The 21,565-nt window shown below is 65.5% G+C and carries 20 protein-coding genes and 2 pseudogenes; 8 read left to right on the forward strand and 14 right to left on the reverse strand.

Features of this window, described 5'->3' with window-relative positions; translation table 11 throughout:
- Positions 1–79: 79 nt before the first annotated feature.
- On the forward strand, positions 80–1,120 hold the full coding sequence (gene artA, locus MUG98_RS01595) for an archaeosortase A (RefSeq protein ID WP_265112532.1): 1,041 nt from the start codon (positions 80–82) through the stop codon (positions 1,118–1,120).
- Complete coding sequence (locus tag MUG98_RS01600; protein ID WP_265110439.1) at positions 1,120–1,842, forward strand: metallophosphoesterase; 723 nt, start codon at positions 1,120–1,122, stop codon at positions 1,840–1,842. Before artA ends, MUG98_RS01600 begins: the two co-directional genes overlap by 1 nt.
- Here MUG98_RS01600 and MUG98_RS01605 read toward each other — a convergent pair whose 3' ends face one another.
- Positions 1,843–3,141 carry an NAD(P)/FAD-dependent oxidoreductase gene (locus MUG98_RS01605; protein ID WP_265110440.1) on the reverse strand — a complete coding sequence of 433 codons (1,299 nt, stop codon included), beginning with the start codon at positions 3,139–3,141 and terminating at the stop codon, positions 1,843–1,845.
- A gap of 207 nt (positions 3,142–3,348) precedes the next feature.
- On the opposite strand from MUG98_RS01605, the gene MUG98_RS01610 reads away from it, so the two are divergent.
- The gene (locus tag MUG98_RS01610) at positions 3,349–4,344 is read left to right on the forward strand and encodes a gluconate 2-dehydrogenase subunit 3 family protein (protein ID WP_425601105.1); all 996 of its coding nucleotides are present in this window, start codon (positions 3,349–3,351) and stop codon (positions 4,342–4,344) included.
- Complete coding sequence (locus tag MUG98_RS01615; RefSeq protein WP_265110442.1) at positions 4,344–6,107, forward strand: GMC family oxidoreductase; 1,764 nt, start codon at positions 4,344–4,346, stop codon at positions 6,105–6,107. Before MUG98_RS01610 ends, MUG98_RS01615 begins: the two co-directional genes overlap by 1 nt.
- Before the next feature lie 91 nt (positions 6,108–6,198).
- Here the strand turns inward: MUG98_RS01615 and MUG98_RS25320 are convergent.
- Together MUG98_RS25320 and MUG98_RS01625 are read right to left on the reverse strand one after the other, a co-directional pair.
- A pseudogene (locus MUG98_RS25320) lies at positions 6,199–6,489 on the reverse strand (halocyanin domain-containing protein).
- A 312-nt stretch (positions 6,490–6,801) separates the two neighbouring features.
- Positions 6,802–6,936, reverse strand: a complete 135-nt coding sequence (locus tag MUG98_RS01625; RefSeq protein WP_265110443.1) for a transporter — start codon at positions 6,934–6,936, stop codon at positions 6,802–6,804.
- Positions 6,937–7,040: 104 nt separating this feature from the next.
- Between MUG98_RS01625 and MUG98_RS01630 the strand changes: the two genes are divergently transcribed.
- Both MUG98_RS01630 and MUG98_RS01635 read left to right on the forward strand, forming a co-directional pair.
- Positions 7,041–7,835 (forward strand): N-acyl homoserine lactonase family protein, encoded by a 795-nt coding sequence (locus MUG98_RS01630; RefSeq protein WP_265110444.1) that lies wholly within the window; start codon positions 7,041–7,043, stop codon positions 7,833–7,835.
- Positions 7,836–7,911: 76 nt separating this feature from the next.
- Entirely contained in the window at positions 7,912–8,373 is a 462-nt protein-coding gene (locus MUG98_RS01635; RefSeq protein ID WP_265110445.1) for an acyl-CoA thioesterase, read from the forward strand.
- Positions 8,374–8,430: 57 nt separating this feature from the next.
- Here the strand turns inward: MUG98_RS01635 and MUG98_RS01640 are convergent, their stop codons facing one another.
- The 8 genes from MUG98_RS01640 to MUG98_RS01675 all read right to left on the reverse strand — a co-directional run bounded on the left by MUG98_RS01640 (position 8,431) and on the right by MUG98_RS01675 (position 16,673).
- Positions 8,431–9,150, reverse strand: a complete 720-nt coding sequence (locus MUG98_RS01640; RefSeq protein ID WP_265110446.1) for an ABC transporter ATP-binding protein — start codon at positions 9,148–9,150, stop codon at positions 8,431–8,433.
- On the reverse strand, positions 9,150–9,878 hold the full coding sequence (locus MUG98_RS01645) for an ABC transporter ATP-binding protein (protein ID WP_265110447.1): 729 nt from the start codon (positions 9,876–9,878) through the stop codon (positions 9,150–9,152). The genes MUG98_RS01640 and MUG98_RS01645 overlap by 1 nt, the downstream gene beginning before the upstream one ends.
- Positions 9,875–10,993 (reverse strand): branched-chain amino acid ABC transporter permease, encoded by a 1,119-nt coding sequence (locus MUG98_RS01650; RefSeq protein WP_265110448.1) that lies wholly within the window; start codon positions 10,991–10,993, stop codon positions 9,875–9,877. Before MUG98_RS01650 ends, MUG98_RS01645 begins: the two co-directional genes overlap by 4 nt.
- The gene (locus MUG98_RS01655) at positions 10,986–11,867 is read right to left on the reverse strand and encodes a branched-chain amino acid ABC transporter permease (RefSeq protein ID WP_265110449.1); all 882 of its coding nucleotides are present in this window, start codon (positions 11,865–11,867) and stop codon (positions 10,986–10,988) included. The genes MUG98_RS01650 and MUG98_RS01655 overlap by 8 nt, the downstream gene beginning before the upstream one ends.
- Before the next feature lie 2 nt (positions 11,868–11,869).
- Positions 11,870–13,204 carry an ABC transporter substrate-binding protein gene (locus MUG98_RS01660; RefSeq protein ID WP_265110450.1) on the reverse strand — a complete coding sequence of 445 codons (1,335 nt, stop codon included), beginning with the start codon at positions 13,202–13,204 and terminating at the stop codon, positions 11,870–11,872.
- Positions 13,205–13,318: 114 nt separating this feature from the next.
- Entirely contained in the window at positions 13,319–14,341 is a 1,023-nt protein-coding gene (locus MUG98_RS01665) for an MBL fold metallo-hydrolase (protein WP_265110451.1), read from the reverse strand.
- Positions 14,342–14,522: 181 nt separating this feature from the next.
- A complete protein-coding gene (gene gatB, locus MUG98_RS01670; protein WP_265110452.1) occupies positions 14,523–16,019 on the reverse strand; it encodes an Asp-tRNA(Asn)/Glu-tRNA(Gln) amidotransferase subunit GatB in 1,497 nt (498 codons plus the stop codon).
- A gap of 165 nt (positions 16,020–16,184) precedes the next feature.
- A complete protein-coding gene (locus MUG98_RS01675) occupies positions 16,185–16,673 on the reverse strand; it encodes a cupin domain-containing protein (RefSeq protein ID WP_265110453.1) in 489 nt (162 codons plus the stop codon).
- Positions 16,674–17,005: 332 nt separating this feature from the next.
- Here MUG98_RS01675 and MUG98_RS01680 point away from each other — a divergent pair, with 332 nt between their 5' ends.
- Positions 17,006–18,331: a dicarboxylate/amino acid:cation symporter gene (locus MUG98_RS01680; RefSeq protein WP_265110454.1), complete on the forward strand. Its 1,326-nt coding sequence runs from the start codon at positions 17,006–17,008 to the stop codon at positions 18,329–18,331.
- A gap of 234 nt (positions 18,332–18,565) precedes the next feature.
- Positions 18,566–18,637 (forward strand): annotated as a pseudogene (locus MUG98_RS01685) (hypothetical protein); the annotation flags it as partial.
- A gap of 141 nt (positions 18,638–18,778) precedes the next feature.
- On the opposite strand, the gene MUG98_RS01690 reads toward MUG98_RS01685, so the two are convergent.
- From MUG98_RS01690 to MUG98_RS01700, 3 genes are all read right to left on the reverse strand, one after another.
- Complete coding sequence (locus MUG98_RS01690; protein WP_265110455.1) at positions 18,779–19,711, reverse strand: alpha/beta fold hydrolase; 933 nt, start codon at positions 19,709–19,711, stop codon at positions 18,779–18,781.
- A gap of 174 nt (positions 19,712–19,885) precedes the next feature.
- Complete coding sequence (gene meaB / locus MUG98_RS01695; protein WP_265110456.1) at positions 19,886–20,980, reverse strand: methylmalonyl Co-A mutase-associated GTPase MeaB; 1,095 nt, start codon at positions 20,978–20,980, stop codon at positions 19,886–19,888.
- A complete protein-coding gene (locus tag MUG98_RS01700) occupies positions 20,977–21,393 on the reverse strand; it encodes a cobalamin B12-binding domain-containing protein (RefSeq protein ID WP_265110457.1) in 417 nt (138 codons plus the stop codon). The genes meaB and MUG98_RS01700 overlap by 4 nt, the downstream gene beginning before the upstream one ends.
- Positions 21,394–21,565: the final 172 nt, after the last annotated feature.

The following is a 21,565-nucleotide window of genomic DNA, read 5'->3' on the forward strand; positions in this document are numbered from 1 at the left end:
GCTGCAGTAGAGCGTCGAGTCACAGGCTGCAGTAGAGCGTCAAGTTGATAGCGCGAGAGTCCTTCGCATCAAGATGACAATGTCGTCGCTCGTAACGACGACCGGCGCACCGGTCGTCGGCGTCGAGACTGTGGACGCCGCCCCGCTGATACCGGCGTTTCTCAACTCCGGGATGACCGACGGACTGGCGTGGATCGCCATCGGCGCGTTCGTGGCCGCGCTCGTGCTGCAGTGGCGCGATCGGCTCGGCCCGGCCCGTCACGTCGCCGCGGCCGCGTGGTTCGTCTTCGGCGTCTTCTGGTTGACGATGGTGCCGTACTACTACACCGAGATTCAGAGTCCGTTACAGACGGTCCTCGCACTCGCTGCCCTTCCGCTGTGTACTTACACCGGCTATCTCCTCTACCGGGGCCGGGACTCGCTCATGCTCCTCACGAAGGCGGTGATGTTCATGGGGCTGATCTACCTGCCAGCCGAGACGATCCCGTTCGTCCGGACGTGGTTGATCGAGACGACTGCCGCCCAGACCCACTACGCGATGGAGCTGGTGGGGTACAGCCCCGGGCTCGCGGAGGGGGCGGACGGCTACCAGAGCAAGTTCGCCTTCGATCCCGACGAGACCGTGACGGGCCGGACGACCTACATCGTCCTCGCCTGTACCGGCATCGGGAGCATGTCCATCTTCGGCGGCTTGATCGCCGCGGTGAAGGCACCGCTCCGCCGGAAAGTCACCGCGTTCGCCCTCGCGATCGGGGTCATCTGGTTCCTCAACCTCGTCCGGAACGTCTTCATCGGCATCGCGTCGCCGTGGGGCTGGTTCCAGCAGGACTGGCTGGTCTCGTTCATGACGACCTACATGGGTGCCGAGGCGGACCGCGTCTCCTTCCTCGTCGCACACAACTACATCGCCCAGACGCTGTCGGTCGTCGCACTCATCGGGATCACCTACCTCGTGGTCCGGATCCTCCCCGAAGTGCTGGATCCGCTCGAGGACGTCCTCTTCATCCTCACCGGCACCGAGTACGACCTCCACGAGGCGCTCAGGAACGAGGTCCGGGCCGACGGCGGCCACTCCGCCGGGGCTGAAGATAGTTCTGCATCGGGATCGAACGCCGAGTGATGAGCGACACCGCGGTCGACGTCCCGTTCGCTATCCAGGATCGCGCCGTCTACGTTCCTGCAGCCGATGCGCTCGTCCTCGCCGACGTCCACCTCGGTCGCGGGGCCGCCTCGAGCGTCGACGCCCCGATCGACGACGGCACCGACGCCGCCGCCCGACTCGAAGACGCCCTCGCGGCGACGACCCCGGCGACGGTCGTCGTCGCGGGCGACCTCCTCCACTCGTTCGCTCGGATTCCCCACGGCGTCGAGGACGACCTGTCGCGGCTCGTCGGGGCCGTCGATCGGGCCGGCGCGTCGCTGGTCGTCGCGCGCGGGAACCACGACACGATGCTCGAGTCGATTTTCGACGGCGACCCAGTCGACGAGTACCGCCTCGAAAGCGATCCGGGCGAAACGACGATCGTCTGTCACGGCCACGAACGGCCCGACGAGGACGCCGATCGGTACGTGATCGGTCACGACCACCCGGCGCTGTCGATCGACGGCCGCAAACGACCGTGTTTCCTCTACGGACCGGGCGCGTACGAGGGAGCCGACGTGCTCGTAGTGCCGGCGTTCACCCGCCTCGCGCGCGGGGCGACGGTCAACGGGATGTCCGCCCGCGACTTTCAGTCGCCACTGGTCACCGACGCGGACGCGTTCTACCCGGCAGTGTGGGACGACGCGAACGATGAACCGCTGTGGTTTCCCCCGCTGGGTGAGTGCCGTCAGATGCTGTGATCAGCCGGCGCGATCCTCGATCACGGCTTTCGCCGCCGTCAGACCGCTCTCCATCGCACCCTGGATCGACGACCACCGGGTGTAGTCTCCGGCCAGGTAGACCGCCCCCGCCGGATCACGCGGGCCCGGCAACCGATCGTGGATCCCGGGTGGCTGAGCGAACTGGGCGAACCCGATCCGATCGGTGTGGATCGGCTCGAGGCCGTCGAACCGCCGTTCGGGGTACCAGTCGGCGAGCGCTCGCCGCGTGCGATCGGCCAGTTCGTCGTCGCTCTCCTCGCGCTCCCCCAGGTAGGTTGCGCTTAGCAGCACGGCGTCGTCGGGTGCGTACTCGGGGGCCACTTCGCTGTGGGGGACGACGTGGTTCGGTCCGGATTCAGTGGCGTTCAACAGCAGCCGACGTCCCGTCTCGAGGTCCGTCCGCGCCGGCAGGTCGTAGTACTGGGTGACGCAGGCGCGCGCGTCGGTCGGGATCGACTCGACGCCCGTCAGGTCGCGAGCGGTCGGGGGATCGGTCGCGACGACGACTGCGTCGGCGTCGATCGACTCGCCTCCGGCCGTTACCGTCGCGTTCGTGTCGCCGTCGGCGTCCCCGTCCGCCGCGACGGCCGTCACCTCGGTCCCGGTCTCGATCGTCGCGCCGGCGTCGCGTGCGCGGCTGGCGAGTTGCTCGGGGATCGCCCCCATGCCGGCCGCCGGGACGGCAGTGTCACCTGCCGCGAGCGCTCGGAAGGTGTACTCGAAGACGCGCTTCGAGGTCGACAGCGATCGATCGAGCGTGATGCCGCCGTAGAACGGCGCGGCGAACCGCTCGACGAAGCGATCGGAGAAGCCCCGATCGCGGAGGTAGGTGTCGATCGAGTCGTCGCCGCGATCGCCATCGAAAATCGCGTCGGGATCGGTCCGCAGGAGGTCCCAGCGGAGCCGCGCGACCCGGAGTTTGTCCCCCAGCGAGACGTCGGGGTTGAACAGCGTCGCCGGCAGGGCGATCGGATCGCGGATCGGATCGGAAAGCGTCGATCGGTGGTTGGGCCGGGCGATGGTGGCCCCCGGCGCGAACCGACGCAGGTCGAGCGCGTCGAGGTCGAGTTCTCGCTTCACGGCAGGATAGGCGGTAAAGAGCACCTGGAACCCGCGATCCAGCAGGAACCCGTCCCGCTCGCGCGTCCGGACGCGACCGCCGGGGGTATCGCGGCGTTCGAACACCGTCACGTCGCCACCGCCGGCGGCGAGGTGACGCGCGGCGACCAGGCCGGCGAGTCCCCCACCGACGACGACCACTCGCGGCGTCTGGCTCATACCGGACCGTTCGACGACGAGACGGAAAACCGTGAACCCTACGGCAAGGGCGAACTGCCGTCCGTCCCGTCACCGCGAGTGGTATCCCGGAGATGCCGTCATCTGCAGGGATATTCGTTAACTCTCGATTCGGAGTCCATCGCCTGTATGGGAGACCATGACAACTCTAAGATAGATTTTACGCGTGACGTGTCGCGGCGGAAGATGATGCAGGTCGGGGGCAGGCTGGCCGTATTCGGAATCGCGGCGCCGGCGGAGGGCGCGTTCGATCCGGAGCGATTCGACGTCGCGCCGATGCAGGAGGTCGAAGAAGTCGAGGTCGAGGAGCAGGGGCTGGAGTACTTCACGATCCAGCAGGCGCGGGTGGTCCGCGACCTGACGGGACGGATCTATCCGTCCGACGAGAACGGACCGGGTGCGCCGGAGGCCGGCGTCGTCTACTTCATCGACGACCAGATGAACTCGGCCTGGGGCCGGGGGGAACGGTGGTACATGCAGGGACCGTTCGCCGGAAAGGATCCGACCGATCCGTTCGAGGACGATCCGGAAGAGCCGGAAGACGTCGACCCCGAGGTGGACGTCCCCTGGGCGGAGACGAACCCCTCGGAGACGCAGGGGTGGCAGTACTCGCTCACGCCGAACGAGGCCTACGATCAGGGTATCTGGGCCGTCGAGGAGTACTCGCAAGCGGAGTACGACGCGGACTCGTTTACGGACCTGGACGACGAGCAGCAGGACGAAGTCGTCGCTGCGCTCGAGGACGACGAAGTAGACGCCTTCGACGAGACGGACCTCGACGCAGGCGGGTTCTTCCTCCTCCTGCGACAGAACACTCTCGAGGGGATGTTCTCCGATCCCATGTACGGCGGCAACCGGGAGATGATCGGCTGGCGACTGAAGGGATTCCCAGGCACGCCGGGCGCGCTCGGCAGTTACAGGGGAGCGCTCGAGGAGGGCGAGTACATCGAACTCGAAGAGGGTGATTACCGAAAACTGGCCGACGACGTGGAGTCGCTGGAGATCGGCGGCGAGAACGATCAGCCGGCGAACGATCAGAGCGAGGCGGGACACGCCCACGTCCACGATGCTGCCGGGGCGGACTACCCGAACATCGTCGACGAGGCGGCCGCACGCGGCGACGCCGAGGCCGACGTCACCAGCGCGGATCTGGACGAAGAGGCCGCCGACGGGGTTGATCGATGATGGCGCAGGAACTCGATCCCGTCGACGTCGTGACGATCGGCGCGGGCTGGACCGGCGGCATCGTCGCCAAGGAACTCGCCCAGGAGGACTACCAGGTCGTGAGCCTCGAGCGAGGCGGCGAGCGCGAGACGGAGAACTTCTTCACGGTCCACGACGAGTTGGGCTACGCGCTGCGGTACAAGCTGATGCAGGACCTCTCGAAGGAGACGATCACCTTCAGGAACTCGGTCGACGAACCCGCCCTGCCGATGCGCCGGTTCGGCGCGTTCCTCCCCGGAACCGGCGAGGGCGGCGCGGGCGTCCACTGGAACGGCCAGACGTGGCGGTTCCTCCCGTACGACTTCGAGATCCAGTCGCGGACGATCGACGAGTACGGCGAGGAGAAGATCCCCGAGAACATGCAGATACAGGACTGGGGAATCAGCTACGAGGAACTCGAGCCGTACTACGACGAGTTCGAGTACACCGCCGGCATCGCGGGCGCCGCGGGCAACATCGAGGGCGAGATCCAGGACGCTGGTAACCCCTACGAGGGACCCCGATCGCGAGACTACCCCTTGCCACCGATGCTCGAAACGCCGGTGCTCGAGCGGTTCAAGGAGACGGCCGACGACCTCGGATTCGAGCCGTTCCAGGCTCCTTCGGCCAACCTGACGGAGTCGTACACGAACCCGGATGGCGTCCAGCAGGGCCAGTGTCAGTACTGCGGCTACTGCGAGCGGTTCGGCTGCGAGTGGGGGGCGAAGGCGTCGCCGATCACGACCGTGCTGCCGGCCGCCAAGGAGACCGGGAACTACGAGTTGCGGACCCACTCGGACGTCGTCGAACTCGTGTACGACGAGGACGAGCAGCGCGTCGAGGGCGTTCGCTACGTCGACAGGAAGACCGACGACGTGTACGAACAGCCGGCCGACGTCGTCGCGCTGACCGCCTACGTGCTGAACAACGTCCGCCTCCTGTTACTCTCGGACATCGGCGAACCGTACAACCCCGAGACGGGCGAGGGCGTCGTCGGGAAGAACTACTGTTACCAGAACTTCGGCGCCAGCGCCCGCGGGTTCTTCGACGACGAGGCGTGGAACCTCTACATGGGCGCCGGCGCGCTCGGGGCCTCGTTCGACGACCTGAACGGCGACAACTTCGATCACGAGGACCTCGACTTCCTCCACGGCGGGAACGTCGCCCTCAACCAGACCGGCGATCGACCGATCGCCAACAACCCGGTTCCCGAGGGAACCCCATCGTGGGGGTCGGAGTTCAAAGAGCAGAGTCTGGACTACTACCACAGTTCGGTGTCAGTTGCCGCCCAGGGGGCGGTGCTCCCGTTCCGGGAGAACTACCTCGACCTCGATCCGAACTACACGGACCAGTACGGCCGCCCGCTGCTGCGGATGACCTTCGACTGGCGCGAGCAGGACCGCAACCTCGTCGAGCACATCGGGCCGCAACTCGAGGAACTCATGGAGGAGATGGGCGCCGACACGGTCGACGCCACGACGTCTCTCGAGGGGAGTTTCGACATCACGCCCTACCAGTCGACCCACAACACCGGCGGTGCGATCATGGGCGAGGATCCCGAGGAATCGGTCGTGAACAACTACCTGCAGTGCTGGGATGCACACAACCTTTTCATCCCAGGCGCGTCGGCGTTCGCTCACAACAGCGGCTACAACCCGACCGGCACCGTCGGCGCGCTGGCCTTCCGTGCCGCGGAGGGGATCCAGGAGTTCCTCGACAGTCCGGACCTGCTCGCGAGTCCGTAGCCTGTTCCGCTCCCGACCGCCGTTTTTTGAACCCGTCAGCGAACGCCGCACACAGACTATCTGTCGATCCGCCAACGGGAACGCCGACCGTTCACGAGTCGTCGCTTTCGACGACGACTGCCCCGCGCATCCCGATCGATTCGTGAGGCTCACAGACGTACAGGTACGTGCCCGCCTCCTCGAAGTCGTGTTCGAACGTGACCCCTTCCTCACTGGTGACTTCGCTCTCGAAGACGGGCTCGTCGGCACCGGTCGCGACCTAGAGGTCGCGTTCCTCCTCGGCGTCGGGGACGTGAGCGACGTTGTGACCGCCGCCGTCGCCGGTCCACTCCCAGACGACGGTCGTCTCCGGAGAGACGCGGATCGCGGGCGGGTCGAACAGGAATCCCTGATCGCCCGCGCCGACCGCGACGGTGACCTCGTCCGCGTCGGTCTCGTCCTCGGTCTCCTCGTAGTTGTCGACGTCGTCGAACCCGTCGTCTTAGTCGGGTTCGTCGCCGTCGTCCTGTGCGCCCGCCACTCCGCTGGCACCGACCAGCGGGACCGCTGCGCCGATCGCCTTCAGCGTCGTTCGTCGGTCGAGATTGCTCACGAAGAGCGTTCGGCGGCCCGAAGGGAAAGCGAGGAACCTTTCGTACGCGCCCTCACCACCGGTCAGAATCGGGTTCAGCGGTGCACACCGCGATCCACCGGGCTAGCTATCAGTGAGCAATCTGAGCGCGACGCCGACGAGAATCACCAGCACGCCGAGTATCGTCGCGATCGGTGGAATCGGAACGAACAGCAGTCCGACGCCGAGGAGGATCACGATCGTCGAAATCCTGACCATGTGGGTTCGTCGACGGGAGCCCAGGTAGAGTTGTGCCCGGCATGCACAGGAAACACGTCAACGAAGCCCACTATCTATAACTGTCGGTCCGTCGTGATCGAGGTATGGTCGACGCAACCGTCACGCCGATCGATCGGGGCACGATCACCACCGACTTCAACCACATCGTCGAGGGCTACACGCTGGGCACGGCGGCCAACCCCAATCCGGACGTGACGATGGGCGACGGCCCCGTCTACAACCTCGTGATCGACCACCCCGAGGGGACGATCCTCTGGGACACTGGCTCCCACCCCGAGGCGGATTCGGGGCACTGGCCGGCCGAGCTGTACGCGGCCTTCGAACACACGGGCCTCCGGCCGATCGAGGACGACCTCGCGGAGGCGGGCTACGCCGTGGGGGACATCGATTACGTGATCCAGACTCACCTCCACCTCGACCACGCGGGCGGCCTGTACGCCTTCGAGGACACGGAGACGCCGATCTTCGTCCACGAAGAAGAACTCAAATACGCCTACTACAGCGCCAAGACCGGCGCGGGCAGCGACGCGTACGTGGCGGGGGACTTCGACCGGAACCTGAACTGGGAGATCGTCCACGGAACCCGCGAACAGCACTTCGAGGACCTCGAGTTCGTCCACCTTCCCGGACACACGCCGGGACTGCTCGGCGTGCGACTCGACCTCGACGACGCCGGGACCGTGATCTTCGCCGGCGATCAGGCCTACGTGCGGGCGAACTACGACGACGAACACCCCATGGGCGGGGACCTGCTGTGGAGCAAACGGGCCTGGTACGAGAGCCTGCGCCTGCTAAAAGACGAGGAGCGCCGTCACGACGCCCGGATCGTTTGCGGGCACGACGCCGACGACCTCGCGGCGTTACAGGACGGACTCTGAGAGACTGTCGTGTGTGGCTCGCGTGAGCGATTGCCGGGGCCGATACGGCTTTATCCGTCGACCGACCGTTGCCGGTATGACGGAGACGGACCGCGACGCCGACGGGCCCGGCTTTCAACCCGTGTTCGAGAACCGCGTCCGATTCGCCGAGACCGACCAGCAGGGGATCGTCTTCTACGGCGAGTACTTCACCTTCCAGGACGAGACCGTGAGCGAGTTCTTCCGCGAGATCGGGTACACCTTCCAGGACATGGTCGATCGGGGCTGGCAGACCCACGTCGCGAACACCGAACTGAACTACTACGAGGCGGCCGAGTTCGGTGACGTCGTCGTCAACGAGATGCGCGTCGTCGAGTTCGGGACTGCGAGTTTCACGTCGGAGTATCGGGCCCGCCGTCGGGACGACGGACAACTCCTCGCCGACGGGACGGTCACGCACGTCGCCGTCGATCTCGAGACCGAGGAGACGACGCGGGTCCCCGACGCGTTCCGCGATGCCGTCGCCGAGTTCCAGGGTGGCCTCGAGACGATCGAGTAGCGCTCGCGCTCCGATCCCGATGCGGGGTGTAGACGGCGGTGAGAGAACGATCGACGATCAGTGAACGCCGACGTAGGCCTCGCGGACGTACTCGTTGTCGTGGAACTCGTCGGAGGTGCCGACGAGTTCGATCTCCCCGGTCTCGATCAGGGAGAGCCGTTCGGCGTGGCGCAACGCGAACGTCGAGTTCTGCTCGGCGAGCAGGATCGTCAGGTCGTCGTTCTCCTGGAGCGTCTCGAGCGCGTTGCCGATGTCCTCGATGATGACCGGAGCGAGCCCGAGGGTCGGTTCGTCGAGCATCAGCAGGTCCGGATCGCTCATGAGCGCCCGGCCGAGGGCGAGCATCTGCTGTTCGCCGCCGCTCATGGTCTCCGCCTCCTGTTCGCGGCGTTCGTCGAGCCGCGGGAACAGGTCGTAGACCATGTCGAGGTCCGCCTGGACCGCGTCGCGATCGTCGCGGAACTGCGCACCCATCAGCAGGTTCTCGTGGACCGAGAAGAACGGGAACAGGTCCCGGTCTTCGGTACAGTAGATCAGGCCGTCCCTGACGATCTCCTGAGACCGTCTCGTGGCCAGGTCCGTGCCGTCGTACGTCACCGTTCCGTCGTAGTCGACGAATCCGGCGATGGCGTTCAGCATCGTCGTCTTGCCGGCGCCGTTCGGACCGATCACGCCGTAGATCTCTCCGCGGTCGATCGACAGGGAGATCCCTTTCAGTGCGTGTGACTTGCCGTAGTAAACGTTCAGATCCTGAATATCGAGGACTGTGTCGGACATTATCGTCCCTCCCCAGCGAGGTAGGCCTCCTGGACGCGTTCGTTCTCGGCGATCGCTTCTGGCGAGCCAGCCGCGAGTTTCTCGCCGTTGTTGAGCACGACGACGCGGTCGACGAGGTCCATCAACCCGCCCATGTTGTGGTCGACGACGACCATCGTCATCCCATCCTCGCGGAAGCGCTCGATCTGCGCCGCGAGTTCGTCGATCTCGGCCTGATTCATCCCGGCGAAGGGCTCGTCGAGCAACAGCAACTCGGGGTCCGTCGCCAGCGCCTTCGCGATCTCGAGGCGACGCACGTCCGCGTGGGGCAACTCGTCCGGCATCTCGTGGAGTTTGTCTTCGAGGTCGATCCGTGCGGCGTACTCGTAGATCTCCTCGTCGCTCGCCCCGCCGTGGAACGAGCGAATACTGTTCGGCAGGGTGAACAGCTTGATGTTCCCGGCGACGGGGTACAGGTCGATCGGATTCGACTCCTGGGAGACCCGCGAGAGGCCCCTGTTGACGACCTCGTAGGTCGCGTCGTCGGTGATGTCGTCGCCGTCGAACCGTATCGTGCCCTCGGTGACGTCGTAGCTGCTCATGATACAGTTGAACACCGTCGACTTGCCCGAGCCGTTCGGACCGATCAGGCCGACGATCTCGCCTCGATCGACCGCCAGCGAGAAGTCGTCGACGGCGACGAGTCCGCCGAACCGCTTCGTGAGGCCGGAGACGTCGAGGAGGCTCACTCGCGATCACCTCCGATCGAGCCGACGGTGTGCCAGAACCAGCGGAACAGGCCGTTCCGGGCGAACACGAGGACCAGCAGGACGAGGAACCAGAGCACGAGCCATCGCGTCGAGTGGCCGAACCAGAGCCGCAACACCTCGTCGCGGAGCAACACGAACAGGAACGCGCCGCCGATCGGGCCGAGGACGGAACTCATGCCGCCGATGACGGCCATCGCGATCATCTCGATGCTCCGGTCGACGACGACGAAGGTGGCGGGATCGACGTTCCCGCCGAAGTGGGCGAGCAAAACGCCGCCGATCCCCATCGTGATCGAACTCAGCGCGAACGACCAGAGTTTGAATTTGGTCGGATTGAGTCCTGCAGCCGCCACGGCGCGTTCGTTCTCGCGAATCGCGACGAGCACCATCCCGACGTTCGACCGCGCCACGAACGTCAACGCGACCGCGATGAGCAGCATCGGGACGAGCATGTAGTAGTACCGCACCGTGAAGTCCCAGGTGAACACCTCGACCGCCTGGAACCCGTTTTCGCCGCCGAGTGTCTCGCTGAACCCGATCGTCAACCGGTAGAACAGGAGCACGGAGACGAACGTGACGAGCGAGAAGTACGGCCCGGACAGTCGGAGCGATGGGAGCCCGATGAGGAGTCCCACCACCAGCGCCGCGAGGATCGACATGGGAATGGTGACCACAAGCCCGAGGTCCGGACTGACGTTGACGACCAGCAGTGCGGTCGTGTACCCGGCAGCGGCCGACAGCACCGAGTGCCCGAAGCTGATGTAGCCGGTGTAGCCGCTCTGGATGTCCCACCCCATGGCGAAAATCGCCCAGATGCAGGCGAGCGTGAGCGTTCGCATGTAGTTGCCCGCGAGCAACGGCGCCCAGGCCGGGGCGGCGACGAGCGCGACGAGCGAAACGAGGAGAACGCCCAGCTGGAGCCCGGTCACGTCGCCGACGTAGCGGCCGAACAGGCGATTGAAGTGATTCGCACCGGGCTGCAGCGCCCGATCGATCGGTGTGAGTGCGCGAGCGACGACTCGACCGCTGGGGCCGAGGATCGTTTGCTGGACTGTACTGCGCAACGTTCCGAGACGGTGAACGTCTTCACTCATGGACGAACTCCCTCCCGTACAGTCCCTGCGGTAACAGGAACAGTACGCCGAGTAAGATGATCAGCGAGAGAATACCACGGAAGCTCTGGCCCAGCACTGAGACCGTGAGGGTCTCGGTGTACCCGATCAGGTACGCGGCGACGATCGATCCCTTGATCGAGCCGATGCCGCCGATCACCACGATGATGAACGCCAGTGCGAGCGGGTTCAGCCACATCAGCGGCGTGGCAGCCTGATTGCCGCCGAGGAAGACTCCCGCGACGCCCGCAAGCACGCCGGCGATGAGCCACGTTCGGGTCTGTACCGAGTGCAGGTCCACACCGGTCAGTCGTGCCCCCCGCTCGCTCATCGACGCGGCGAGGATCGATCGGCCCCCATCGGTCTGGGTGATGTAGTACCACAACACCCCGATGGCGATCCAGGAGACGACGAACCCGGCCAGATCGTTGTACGAGACGGCCGTGCCGGCCAGGCCGATGCTCCCCGAGATGACCGTGTAGGAGTAGGGCTGGTCGCCGAAGGTGGCGATCGCGATTTCGGTCACCGCGGTCGCGAGGACGACGGTCGCGAGGAACGTGATCACCGGGTTATCCTCGATGTGTCGGACGAGGCCGACGTACAGCCCGTAGGAGAGTACTGCGACGATACCGACCGCGAGCGGGAAGACGACGATCTGGGGCAACGCGACCGACTCCCAGACGATCTCCCGGTTGAGTACCATGAACGCGTACGCACCGGCCATGATCAGGGCGCCGTGGGCGAGGTTCAACACGCCGCCGACGCCGAAAATCATCGTGAATCCGATAGCGATGAGTGCGTAGAGCGCGCTGATCATCGCTCCGGTGATCAGTATCGAGAGGATCGATTCGAGCATTCCTAGTTCATCCAGTTCGGTGCGATGTGGTCCGCAGTGCGGTGCTGACTGGGATAGACGCACTCGAGTCCGCCCTCGGGACGCCACTGAGTGATCGGGAAGTTACTGATCACGCCATCGTCGTCTCGTTCTTCCTGGACGTCGTGTGGGTACTCGCCGTTCTCGTCGTAGAACGAGATGTGGCCGGCGGTACCGGTGTAGTCCAGGCCCAGCATCGCGTCGACGATGTCGTCGAGGCCGTTTTCGTAGTCGGCGGTGCCCGCCTCCTCGACGGCTTCCCGGTACAGGTAGACCGCGTCGTAGGTGTTGAACCCCATGTACATCGGGAGTTGCGGCGCGTCCTCGTCGTCCTCGACGAACGACTGGTAGCGATCGACGAAGTCGAGCGTCTTCTCCGTGATGTCGGTCGTGCCGGCGGCGCCCGACTGCGACGTCGTCTCGTAGGTAGCCGCCCCCTCGGAGAGTTCGTAGAAGTCCGGCGTCATGGACGCGACGTGGATTCCCTCGATGCCGAACTCGAGTTGGCGCTGGTGCCACTCCCCGAGCATCTGGCCGCCGATGATGTGGGCGAAGAACCGGAAGACTGCGTCGGGATCTTCGTCCTCGAGCGTGTTCATGACCGGCGTGAAGTCGTCGATCTCGGTCGAGAGTTCTTCCTCGTAGACGACGTCGTAGCCGCGCGATTCCAGTTCGCCCGGCAGGTTATTCGTGAACGGATCCGTCCACGCGGCGTCGTCGGCGAGGTACGCGAACGTGTTCCAGCCGTGATGGTCCGAGAGGTAGTCGGCGTACCCGCCCATCGCCTCGGCCTGGAAGAACGAGTTGATCGGCCCGGATCGGAAGATGTTCTTGTTCGCCTCGTAATCCGATCCGACCGAGTTCTCGATGATCTGCGGCGACGCCGATCCGGTGACGATGTACGGAACGTCGTTCTCGGCGATCATGTCCATGATGTTGAGCGAGACCTCGCTGGAGAAGGTCCCGATGAGCACGTCGACGTTCTCCTGATTGATCAGCCGCGAGGCCTCGTCCTGTGCTGTCGACGGATCGGCCCGCGTATCCGCACTGACGACCTCGACGTCTTCGTCCCGGATTCCGCCGTCCTCGTTGATCTCTTCGACGGCCAGTTTGGCGCTTCGATCGGACCCGAGGCCCTGGGTGATCCCCAGTGGACCGAGGAGCCCGATCGTGAAGCCGCCCTCGCCGCCGCCACTCAGACAGCCGGCGAACGTCGTCGCGACCGCCCCCGTACCGGCAGCCCCGAGGAACGTTCGTCGACTCACTCCCCCTTTTCCATCTTTTCCCGAATTGGAAGTTTTGTTATCGTTGTTAACCATTGTAGGTCACTGTTTTACCGATTCTCATCGTTCTGTTTCGATTAATCTGTATTAAAGATGAGGGTGATTAGCATGCCACATTCGACACGTGGAAACAAGAAACAAGACGGGAGTTCACTCGGCTGGCAGGTCGACGCCCTCGACGTCTACGACCGAATCTTCGAGTCGATACTGGCCGTTCTCGACCGTCACGATCCCTTCGTGATGGAGATGGTCGAGATGAGCGTACGCCTCGCCGGGCCCGTGAACGACGTGAATCCCCTCGAGGTCGCCGAACAGTCGTCGACTGACCGTCCAGGCGTCGGCCGGTCCACAGTCGCGCAAGATTTCGAGGATCGCCGCGGTCCGCTCCCGATGATGGTCGACGATCTCTCGAACGCGGGCCCTCGGTTCCTCGATCGGGTCGCGGTGGCCGGGCCAGACGCAGTCGTAGTCCCTGTCCGCGATCTCGCGTACCGACTCGAGATACGTTTCCAGCGGTCGCTCGACACGGACGTCGGCGCCGCCGACGTTCGGCGTGTACACCGGGAGGACGGCATCACCGACGAACGCCTCGGCCCCGTCACCAACGGCTTCGCCGTCCGTTCGTTGCGTCTCCGACGCAACGCTCGTCTCGAAACAACAGAGTCCGGCCGCGTGTCCCGGCGTGTGAACCGTCTCGAGGGTCCGTCCACCGACGTCGAGGGTCGTGCCGTCCTCGATCGGCGTCGCGTCCGGGGACGCGCCATCGACGTGGGCCATCCCCTCGAGAAACGAGAACAGGTCGTCCTGTGCGTCCCCGGGGACGCCCCACTCCTCGAGCAACGTCCGGCGGCGTTCGTCGGCCGCGGCGACCGCCTCCGGATCTCCCTCGACGAGCGGCAGATCGGACTCGTGGACGTAGACGGTCGCGCCGCTCTCGGCCTGAATCTCGCCGGCGAGTCCCGCGTGGTCGACGTGGTAGTGCGTGAGGACGACGTCGTCGACGTCGGCGAACTCGTAGCCCCGCTCGGCCAATCCTGCCCGGAGTTCCGATCGGACCTCGTCGATCGCGATCCCCGTATCGACGAGTGCGAGTTCGTCGTGAGCGTCGTCGGCGAGTACGTACGCGTTGTTTCGCCCCTCGAATTCGTCGTTCCCCAGCGAAATGCGATCCATACCTCTCGTACACGTTCTGTCCAATAGTAAGTTGTGTGGTGGGAGTATACAACTCTGTTAACTCAGGTTGTAAAAAACCGAACAGAGTTAGAACGAGGGCGAGCGGCCGGACGCGCCGGACCATGGGGAATCGCGGATGCCCGCGCCTGTCCGATGTGTCCGCGCCCGTCGATCGGCCGGCTCAGCCCTCGAGTTCGGCTCGCAACAGCTGGTTGACGTCACCCGGATCGGCGCTGCCGCCGGTCTTTTGCATCACCTGACCCACGAGGAAGTTGATCGCGCCGTCGTCGCCCGACTCGTAGTCGTCGACGGCACCCGGATTCTCGTCGATCGCTTCGACGACGGCCTGCTGGACCTCGTCCTCGCCGGTCTTGCCCAGTCCTTCCTCCTCGACGATCGCGTCGGGCGCTTTCTCGTCGTCGAGCATCGATCGAAGGACGGTTTCGCGGGCGTTTTTCGCCGTGATCTCGTCTTCGGTGACGAGTTCGACGAGACGCGAGATCTCGTCGAGTCGATCCGCGATGTCGGTGATCGCCATGTCGCGGTAGTTGAGTTCGCCCAGCAGGTTGTCCGCGACCCACGTCGCCGCGAGGTCGGGGTCGAACTCGCCCGCGACGTCCTCGTAGAAGTCCGCGACCTGCTTCGTGGAGGTGAGTTTCGACGCGGCCTCCTCGCTCAGGCCGTACTCGTCCTGGAACCGATCGCGACGGGCCGCGGGGAGTTCCGGGATCGAGATCTCGTCTTTCCAGTGAGACACCCGAAGCGGCGGCAGGTCGGCCTCCTCGAAGTAGCGGTAGTCCTTCTCCTCCTCTTTCGATCGCATCGAGACCGTGATTCCGCGGGACTCGTCCCAGTGACGTGTTTCCTGTTCGACGGCACGCCCGCGCTGGATCGCGTTCTTCTGGCGGGTCTCCTCGTAGGCGAGGGCCTTCTGTGCGCCCTTGTGGCTCGAGATGTTCTTGACCTCCGTCCGGTTGGCGGCCGCGAGCGCGTCCGCGCCGATCTCATCGGTGTCTCCGCCGTCGATCTCGTCGGCGGGTACGATCGAGAGGTTGGCGTCGATCCGGAGGCTGCCGTCGCGTTCGGCGTCGAAGACGCCGAGGTACTCCAGGACCTCCTCGAGTTCGGCGAGGAACGCCCGCACCTCGTCGGGACTGCGGAAGTCCGGTGCCGTGACGATCTCCATCAGCGGCGTCCCCGCGCGGTTATAGTCGACGAGGGTGTAGTCGGCGGAGTCGATGCCGCCACCGCCGCCGACGTGCTGGAGGCTGCCGGGGTCTTCTTCCAGGTGGGCGCGCTCGATCGTCACCGTCCGGCGCTCGCCCTCGACGGCGATTTCGAGGTCGCCGTCAGCACAGATCGGCTCGTCGTACTGGGTGATCTGGAAGTTCTTCGGCAGATCGGGGTAGTAGTAGTTCTTGCGGTGGAAGCGGGTCTCTTCGGGGATGTCGGCGTCGATCGCCTTCCCGATCTTGACGGCGGCCTCGACGGCTGCCTCGTTGAGGACGGGCAACGCACCCGGCAGTCCGAGACAGACCGGGCAGACGTTGTCGTTCGGCTCGTCGGTCTGGGCGGTCGAACAGCCACAGAAGATCTTCGTGTCGGTTTCCAGCTGGACGTGGACCTCGAGGCCGATCACGGTTACGAGGTCGCCCTGCTGGGCGGTCTGGGCAGTCATTGGCCCCCGATTCGGGCCGGCGGGGGTAAAGCGTAACGGGACGGACTCGTCGTCCGGGGCAGCGATCGGATCGACGCCGACCGCGACACCTCCCGATCCCGTCGCTTCGGGACCCTTGGCGGGGATCGCTTTCCGTCGCGTCGAGTGCGACCTCGGCGATCGAGGCTAGTCGTCCCCCCGTTCCGCCTCCCGGTCCGGTTCGATCGTCACCTCGGCCGTTCCGAAGGGCTCGAGGGGTTCTTCGAACGTCGCGGTCAGTTCGGTGTCCGGGAAGAATCCGATGATGCGAGCGGTTTCGTCGCCGCCGTTGTAGAGCCCGTGTGGTGCCATTTCGGGGACGACCGCACACTGTCCGGTCTCGAGGTCGATCGTGTCGTCGCCGACCGTCGCCTCGACTCGTCCCGCGGTCACGACGAGCAGTTCCTCGTTGCTGTCCCGGTGGGACGGAAGGTAGTCGCCGGGTTCGATCTCGATGCAGACGATCATCACCTCCTCGGAACCCGCGTCGCTCGCGTTCGGCGTGCCGGGCGTCAGCGGAAAGTATCCGCGTAACCGGGCGTGTTCGTCACTCTCTTGGTAGCAGTCCGTGCCCTCGAACTGGTACAGGTCGACGGCACGGGCCGCTTCAGCTTGCTCTTTCGATGTCGTAGCCATGGCGTCTCACATCCGCGGTGATTGCGGGCCGTCACGCGAGGGCGTGAAAAACACCTGCTCGGTCGGGGCAGCCTGAATCGGGTGTTAGAACGTGCGCTCCGATCATAACGGTTTTTCACGGGGGCCGGAGACACCGCCCGATCGACAGGATCGATCCGGCAAGTCGGGGATCGAACCGCACGACGAGCGCTATCAGATGACAGCTCATCGAATTATATCGACATTACTCGTCTTTTTGATCACGTTACGGGCCCTATTACTCGTATATATTCCAGGAACTTTCTCATGCGCTTTTGTATTCGGAATCTAAACTGTGATACGGAGGCTGTAAAATGGTGACAACTAACATTCGATCGGCGTGGCGACGCTACCGTGCGATCCCGATCGTCTACCGGATCGGTGCGGCGTTCGTGCTGGGCTCGATCGTCGGCCTGCTCGTCGGCGACGCCGCGACGGCACTCCAGCCGCTGGGCGATATCTTCGTCCGGTTGCTGAGCATGATCGTCATCCCCATCGTCATCTTCACGCTGTTGATGGGGATCCGGCGGATCACGCCCTCGACACTCGGAAAGATCGGTGGGCAGGTCATCGCGCTGTACGCCGTCATGTCGGCGATCGCGGTGGTCATCGGACTGGCAGTATCCAACCTGGTCAACCCGGGGTCGGGGCTGACGCTGGCCGAGGACGTCGAGTTCGACCCGGCCGATACCCCCGACTTCGCCGAGGTGCTGATCGGCATCGTCCCGGAGAACCCGATCGGCGCGATGGCCGAGGGCGACGTCCTCGCGACGATCTTCTTCGTCATCGTCTTCGGACTCGCGCTCCTCATGATCCAGGAGTCGACCGAGGACGAGGCCGTTCGGCGCGGCGTCGAGTCGATCTTCGACATCGTCGAGGCCGGCACCGAGGCGCTGTTCAAGATCGTCTGGGGCGTCATGGAGTACGGCGTCATCGGCGTCTTCGCGCTCATGGCCGCCGTCTTCGGCGAGGCCGGCGTCGACGCGATCGTCCCGTTCGCGCTGTTGATCGCGACCCTGCTGGCAGCAATCCTGATCCACATCGGGGTCGTCTACCTCGGCGGCCTGATCGTCGTGCTCACGAGGCAGTCCCCGATCGCGTTCCTCGCGGGATCGAAGGACGCGATCGTGACGGCGCTCTCGATCCGCTCGTCGAGCGGGACGCTCCCGGTGACGATGGCCAACGCCGACGACAACCTCCGGATCGACGAGAGCGTCTACGGCTTCTCGCTCCCGCTGGGCGCGACGATCAACATGGACGGGACCGCGATGTACCAGGGCGTCGTCGCCATCTTCGCCGCGAACCTCGTCGGCGTCCAGTTGAGCATCGTCGAGCAGGCGACGGTCGTCCTCATCGCCGTGCTCGCGAGCATCGGCGCGGGGGGCGTCCCCGGCACTGGGCTGATCATGTTGACGCTGGTGCTGACCCAGCTCGGATTGCCGCTCGAGGTGGTCGGGTTCGTCGCCGGCGTCGACCCGATCCTCGATCGGCTGCGGACGATGACGAACGTGACCGGCGACCTCGCCGTCACCACGGTCGTCGCCCACTGGAACGACGCGATCGACTTCGACGGCGGCTCGTGGGTCGACCCGACCCGCGGCCTCGAGATCGGCGGCGAAACCGCATCGGGTAGCGACTGACCCGGGGCGGTTCCGCGGGCCGCGGATTCGGACGACGCGCGCCGCACGGGCCCGACGAGTCGGCGATCTCAAGTCGGGATCAGCAGGGACAGTACTAGTCCCGGGATCGACGGGAAAAGACGGCGACGCCGGTGCCTCGCGTCTCGTGGATCGTCAGTACCGGCGCTCGAACACCGTTCCGGACTCGCCGACGTCGACGACTGCATCGGCTGTACCTGGCCGCTGGTCGCGCTCATGGTCGCGCTCGGCTCGATGAATCCCCTCGTGATGGTCGGCCTGACGCTCGTCGTCGCGCTCGAACGACTGGCCCCGGACAGCGACGACGTCGCCGTCGTGCAGGGGCTTCTCCTGCTCGCGACCGCAGGGTTCACGCTCCTGGCCGGCTTGCGGGGGCCTGAACCGCCTCGCCGGCACGACTGGCAGCGCTGGGCCGCCCGTCCGCGGTTCCTACTGCTCCGCACGTGGGAGTTCCGCCGTGAGGTACTCGACGAACTTGTCCGGGTGTTCGGCGTGTGGCAGCAGCGTCGAGTAATCGATGACGACGAGATCCAGATCGGCCGCGTCGGCGAGCGTCCGGCCCTGACGGAGCGGGACGAGTTCCGCGTCGCGGCCCCAGACCAGCGTCGCCGGCGTGTCGAGGGCCGCGAGTTCCGTCTGGAGGTCGAAGTCGGGATCGAGCGTCCCCGACGCGAACGAGGCTGGCGCGTACCGGGCTCCCGGCTGGTGGGCGCTCCGCCACGCGTACTCGACCTCGTCCTCGCCGATCCGGTCGCGATCGTAGTAGCCGTCCCGATCGTAGAAGTACCGGATCGAGGGTTTGCTCGCGAGGAGGTTAAAGAGCGTCGTGCCGACGATCGGCGTCCGGATGAGGGTCCGCAGCCAGGGTCTCTCCGCGGCCGTCTCGTCGGTCGGACAGATCAGGACGAGGTGCTCGAAGTCGGTCTCCGAAGCGGCGTCGACGACGAACGACCCGGTCAGCGAGGAGGCGAGGACGATCGGCTCGTCGGTGACGTCGCGAGCGAAGTCCCGGACGAACTCGGCGTAGAGGGTCGGCGAGTAGACGAGCGGCGGTCGTTCCGATCGGCCGAACCCGGGGAGATCGACGGCGAACACGTGGTAGTTTTCCGCGAGCTGTTCGAAGAGCGGCTCGAACTCGTGGCTGCTCGCCCCGGCGTGGATGCTGTGACACAGCAGCATGTCGGGGTCGTTCGGATCGCCCGCGACGGTGTAGGCGACCTCGATCCCGCGCCACCGATACGTGCGTTCGACGCCCGGCAACGGGTTCTCGAACTCGCTTGCACGGTTCCTGAGGAGTCGGTTTCCGAGGACGGCACCGCCAACGATCCCGGCGGCTGCACCGAGAACTGTTCGGGCTTTCATAGCCGCCGGTACGACGGCAACGTCCTTAGGCGTGCGGTTGGCGTTCAGAAACTGTTAGCTGCGGTTGCGAACGCGGGCGCTCGTCGACGCGCTGCTGGACCCAGTTACGAGATCGTGCTATCGGAACGTGCTGCCGGAACCCGCTACGCGCCCCCGGAACCGGCCGACACGGGCTCAGTTCGACTCGAGTTCGTCCAACTCGAGGTCGTCGATACACGCCTCGACCGGCGCGAGGAGGTCGCTCGCGATCGTGTAGGGGTCCGACTCGCCGTTTCGGACCGCGTCCGCGAGGTCGTCGATCCCACCTGCTCGATCGATCTGCGTCTCGAGCATGGCGTGGACGTCCTCGCGCAGGAGCGTTCGGATCTCTTCGGCGTAGCGCTGGCGGGTCATCTCGGCGCGGGTACCGGAGTCGACCAGGTACTGCTGGTGGGCCGCGAGTTCGTCGATGAACGCCTCGACGCCCTGGCCCTTCGTCGCGACGGTCTCGACGATCGGCGGGGTCCAGTCTTCGGTCTCCGTACCGTCGTCGCCACCGGTGCCGTCGTCGCCCCGGTCGGCACCGCCGGCGTCCATCGCATCGGCACCGTGGTGGCCGGTGTTGCCACCCATCCCCGTCCCTTCACCGAGGTGGATCATGTCCTGGAGTTCCTGGACGGTCCGATCGGCACCCGGTCGATCGGCCTTGTTGACGACGAAGACGTCGGCGATCTCGAGGATGCCGGCCTTCAGGGTCTGGACGTCGTCGCCGGAACCGGGCGGGACGAGGACGGCGACGGTGTCGGCGGTCCGGACGACGTCGATCTCGTTCTGGCCGGCACCGACGGTCTCGATGATGATCTTGTCCTTGCCGAAGGCGTCCATCGCCTTCACGGCGTCCGCGGTCGCGGTCGAGAGACCGCCCAGCGTCCCGCGGGCGCTCATCGACCGGACGAACACGTCCATGTCGCCGACCGTGGAGGCCATCCGGATGCGATCGCCGAGCACCGCGCCGCCGGTGAACGGCGAGGAAGGGTCGATCGCGATGACGCCGACCGTCTCGCCCCGATCGCGGTACGTCTCGGCCAGTTTGTCGACGAGCGTCGACTTTCCCGCGCCGGGACTGCCGGTGATCCCGATCACGTCGGCCTCGCCCGCGTGGGCGTACAGTTCGGAGACGAGGTCCCGGTAGCCCGGCGATCGGTTCTCGATCTTCGAAATGACGCGGGCGAGCGCGCGGTGTTTCCCCGCGAGCAGATCCTCGAGCAACGATTCGTGGTCCGCGTTCATCGCTCGGGTACGTTCTCGCGGACGAACTCGATCGTCTCCTCGATCGACGTGCCGGGACCGAAAATCTCGGCGACGCCCTGTTGCTTGAGTTCGTTCCGGTCTTCCTCGGGGATCACGCCCCCGGCGAGCACGAGCGTGTCCTCCTCGGCGCCGTACTCTTCGAGGCCGTCCATGATCTTCGGGACGAGCGTGTCGTGTGCCCCCGAGAGAATGGAGATGCCGAGAACGTCGACGTCCTCCTGGACGGCCGCCTGGACGATCTCCTCGGGTGCTTTGTGGAGGCCGGAGTAGATGACCTCGAAACCGGCGTCACGGAACGCACGGGCGATGACGTGTGCACCTCGATCGTGACCGTCGAGACCGACTTTGGCGACGAGACACCGGATCGACTCCTGCTCCTGTTCGCTGCTCATACACCTCTCTTCCCGTGCCGCCTGTTTGACTTTAACGGATATTGCCTAGGCTTGCGATGCGTTCGTGCGGATCGCGTCGATAGCGATCGAGTTCGGACCGGGACGAGGCGGGGGATTCGACGGTGAGAGACGCCGTGCGAAGGCCTCTCGGTCGCGGAGGACGAGTCGCGTG

This window comes from Halosolutus halophilus (assembly GCF_022869805.1).
GTDB classification, from domain to species: Archaea; Halobacteriota; Halobacteria; order Halobacteriales; family Natrialbaceae; genus Halosolutus; species Halosolutus halophilus.

Coding starts and splice junctions, on each gene's coding strand:
- artA (WP_265112532.1), top strand. CDS start 80: ATGTCGTCGCTCGTAACGACGACCGGCGCACCGGTCGTCGGCGTCGAG.
- MUG98_RS01600 (WP_265110439.1), top strand. CDS start 1,120: ATGAGCGACACCGCGGTCGACGTCCCGTTCGCTATCCAGGATCGCGCC.
- MUG98_RS01605 (WP_265110440.1), bottom strand. CDS start 3,141: ATGAGCCAGACGCCGCGAGTGGTCGTCGTCGGTGGGGGACTCGCCGGC.
- MUG98_RS01610 (WP_425601105.1), top strand. CDS start 3,349: ATGCAGGTCGGGGGCAGGCTGGCCGTATTCGGAATCGCGGCGCCGGCG.
- MUG98_RS01615 (WP_265110442.1), top strand. CDS start 4,344: ATGGCGCAGGAACTCGATCCCGTCGACGTCGTGACGATCGGCGCGGGC.
- MUG98_RS01625 (WP_265110443.1), bottom strand. CDS start 6,936: ATGGTCAGGATTTCGACGATCGTGATCCTCCTCGGCGTCGGACTGCTG.
- MUG98_RS01630 (WP_265110444.1), top strand. CDS start 7,041: ATGGTCGACGCAACCGTCACGCCGATCGATCGGGGCACGATCACCACC.
- MUG98_RS01635 (WP_265110445.1), top strand. CDS start 7,912: ATGACGGAGACGGACCGCGACGCCGACGGGCCCGGCTTTCAACCCGTG.
- MUG98_RS01640 (WP_265110446.1), bottom strand. CDS start 9,150: ATGTCCGACACAGTCCTCGATATTCAGGATCTGAACGTTTACTACGGC.
- MUG98_RS01650 (WP_265110448.1), bottom strand. CDS start 10,993: ATGAGTGAAGACGTTCACCGTCTCGGAACGTTGCGCAGTACAGTCCAG.
- MUG98_RS01655 (WP_265110449.1), bottom strand. CDS start 11,867: ATGCTCGAATCGATCCTCTCGATACTGATCACCGGAGCGATGATCAGC.
- MUG98_RS01660 (WP_265110450.1), bottom strand. CDS start 13,204: ATGGTTAACAACGATAACAAAACTTCCAATTCGGGAAAAGATGGAAAA.
- MUG98_RS01665 (WP_265110451.1), bottom strand. CDS start 14,341: ATGGATCGCATTTCGCTGGGGAACGACGAATTCGAGGGGCGAAACAAC.
- gatB (WP_265110452.1), bottom strand. CDS start 16,019: ATGACTGCCCAGACCGCCCAGCAGGGCGACCTCGTAACCGTGATCGGC.
- MUG98_RS01675 (WP_265110453.1), bottom strand. CDS start 16,673: ATGGCTACGACATCGAAAGAGCAAGCTGAAGCGGCCCGTGCCGTCGAC.
- MUG98_RS01680 (WP_265110454.1), top strand. CDS start 17,006: ATGGTGACAACTAACATTCGATCGGCGTGGCGACGCTACCGTGCGATC.
- MUG98_RS01690 (WP_265110455.1), bottom strand. CDS start 19,711: ATGAAAGCCCGAACAGTTCTCGGTGCAGCCGCCGGGATCGTTGGCGGT.
- meaB (WP_265110456.1), bottom strand. CDS start 20,980: ATGAACGCGGACCACGAATCGTTGCTCGAGGATCTGCTCGCGGGGAAA.
- MUG98_RS01700 (WP_265110457.1), bottom strand. CDS start 21,393: ATGAGCAGCGAACAGGAGCAGGAGTCGATCCGGTGTCTCGTCGCCAAA.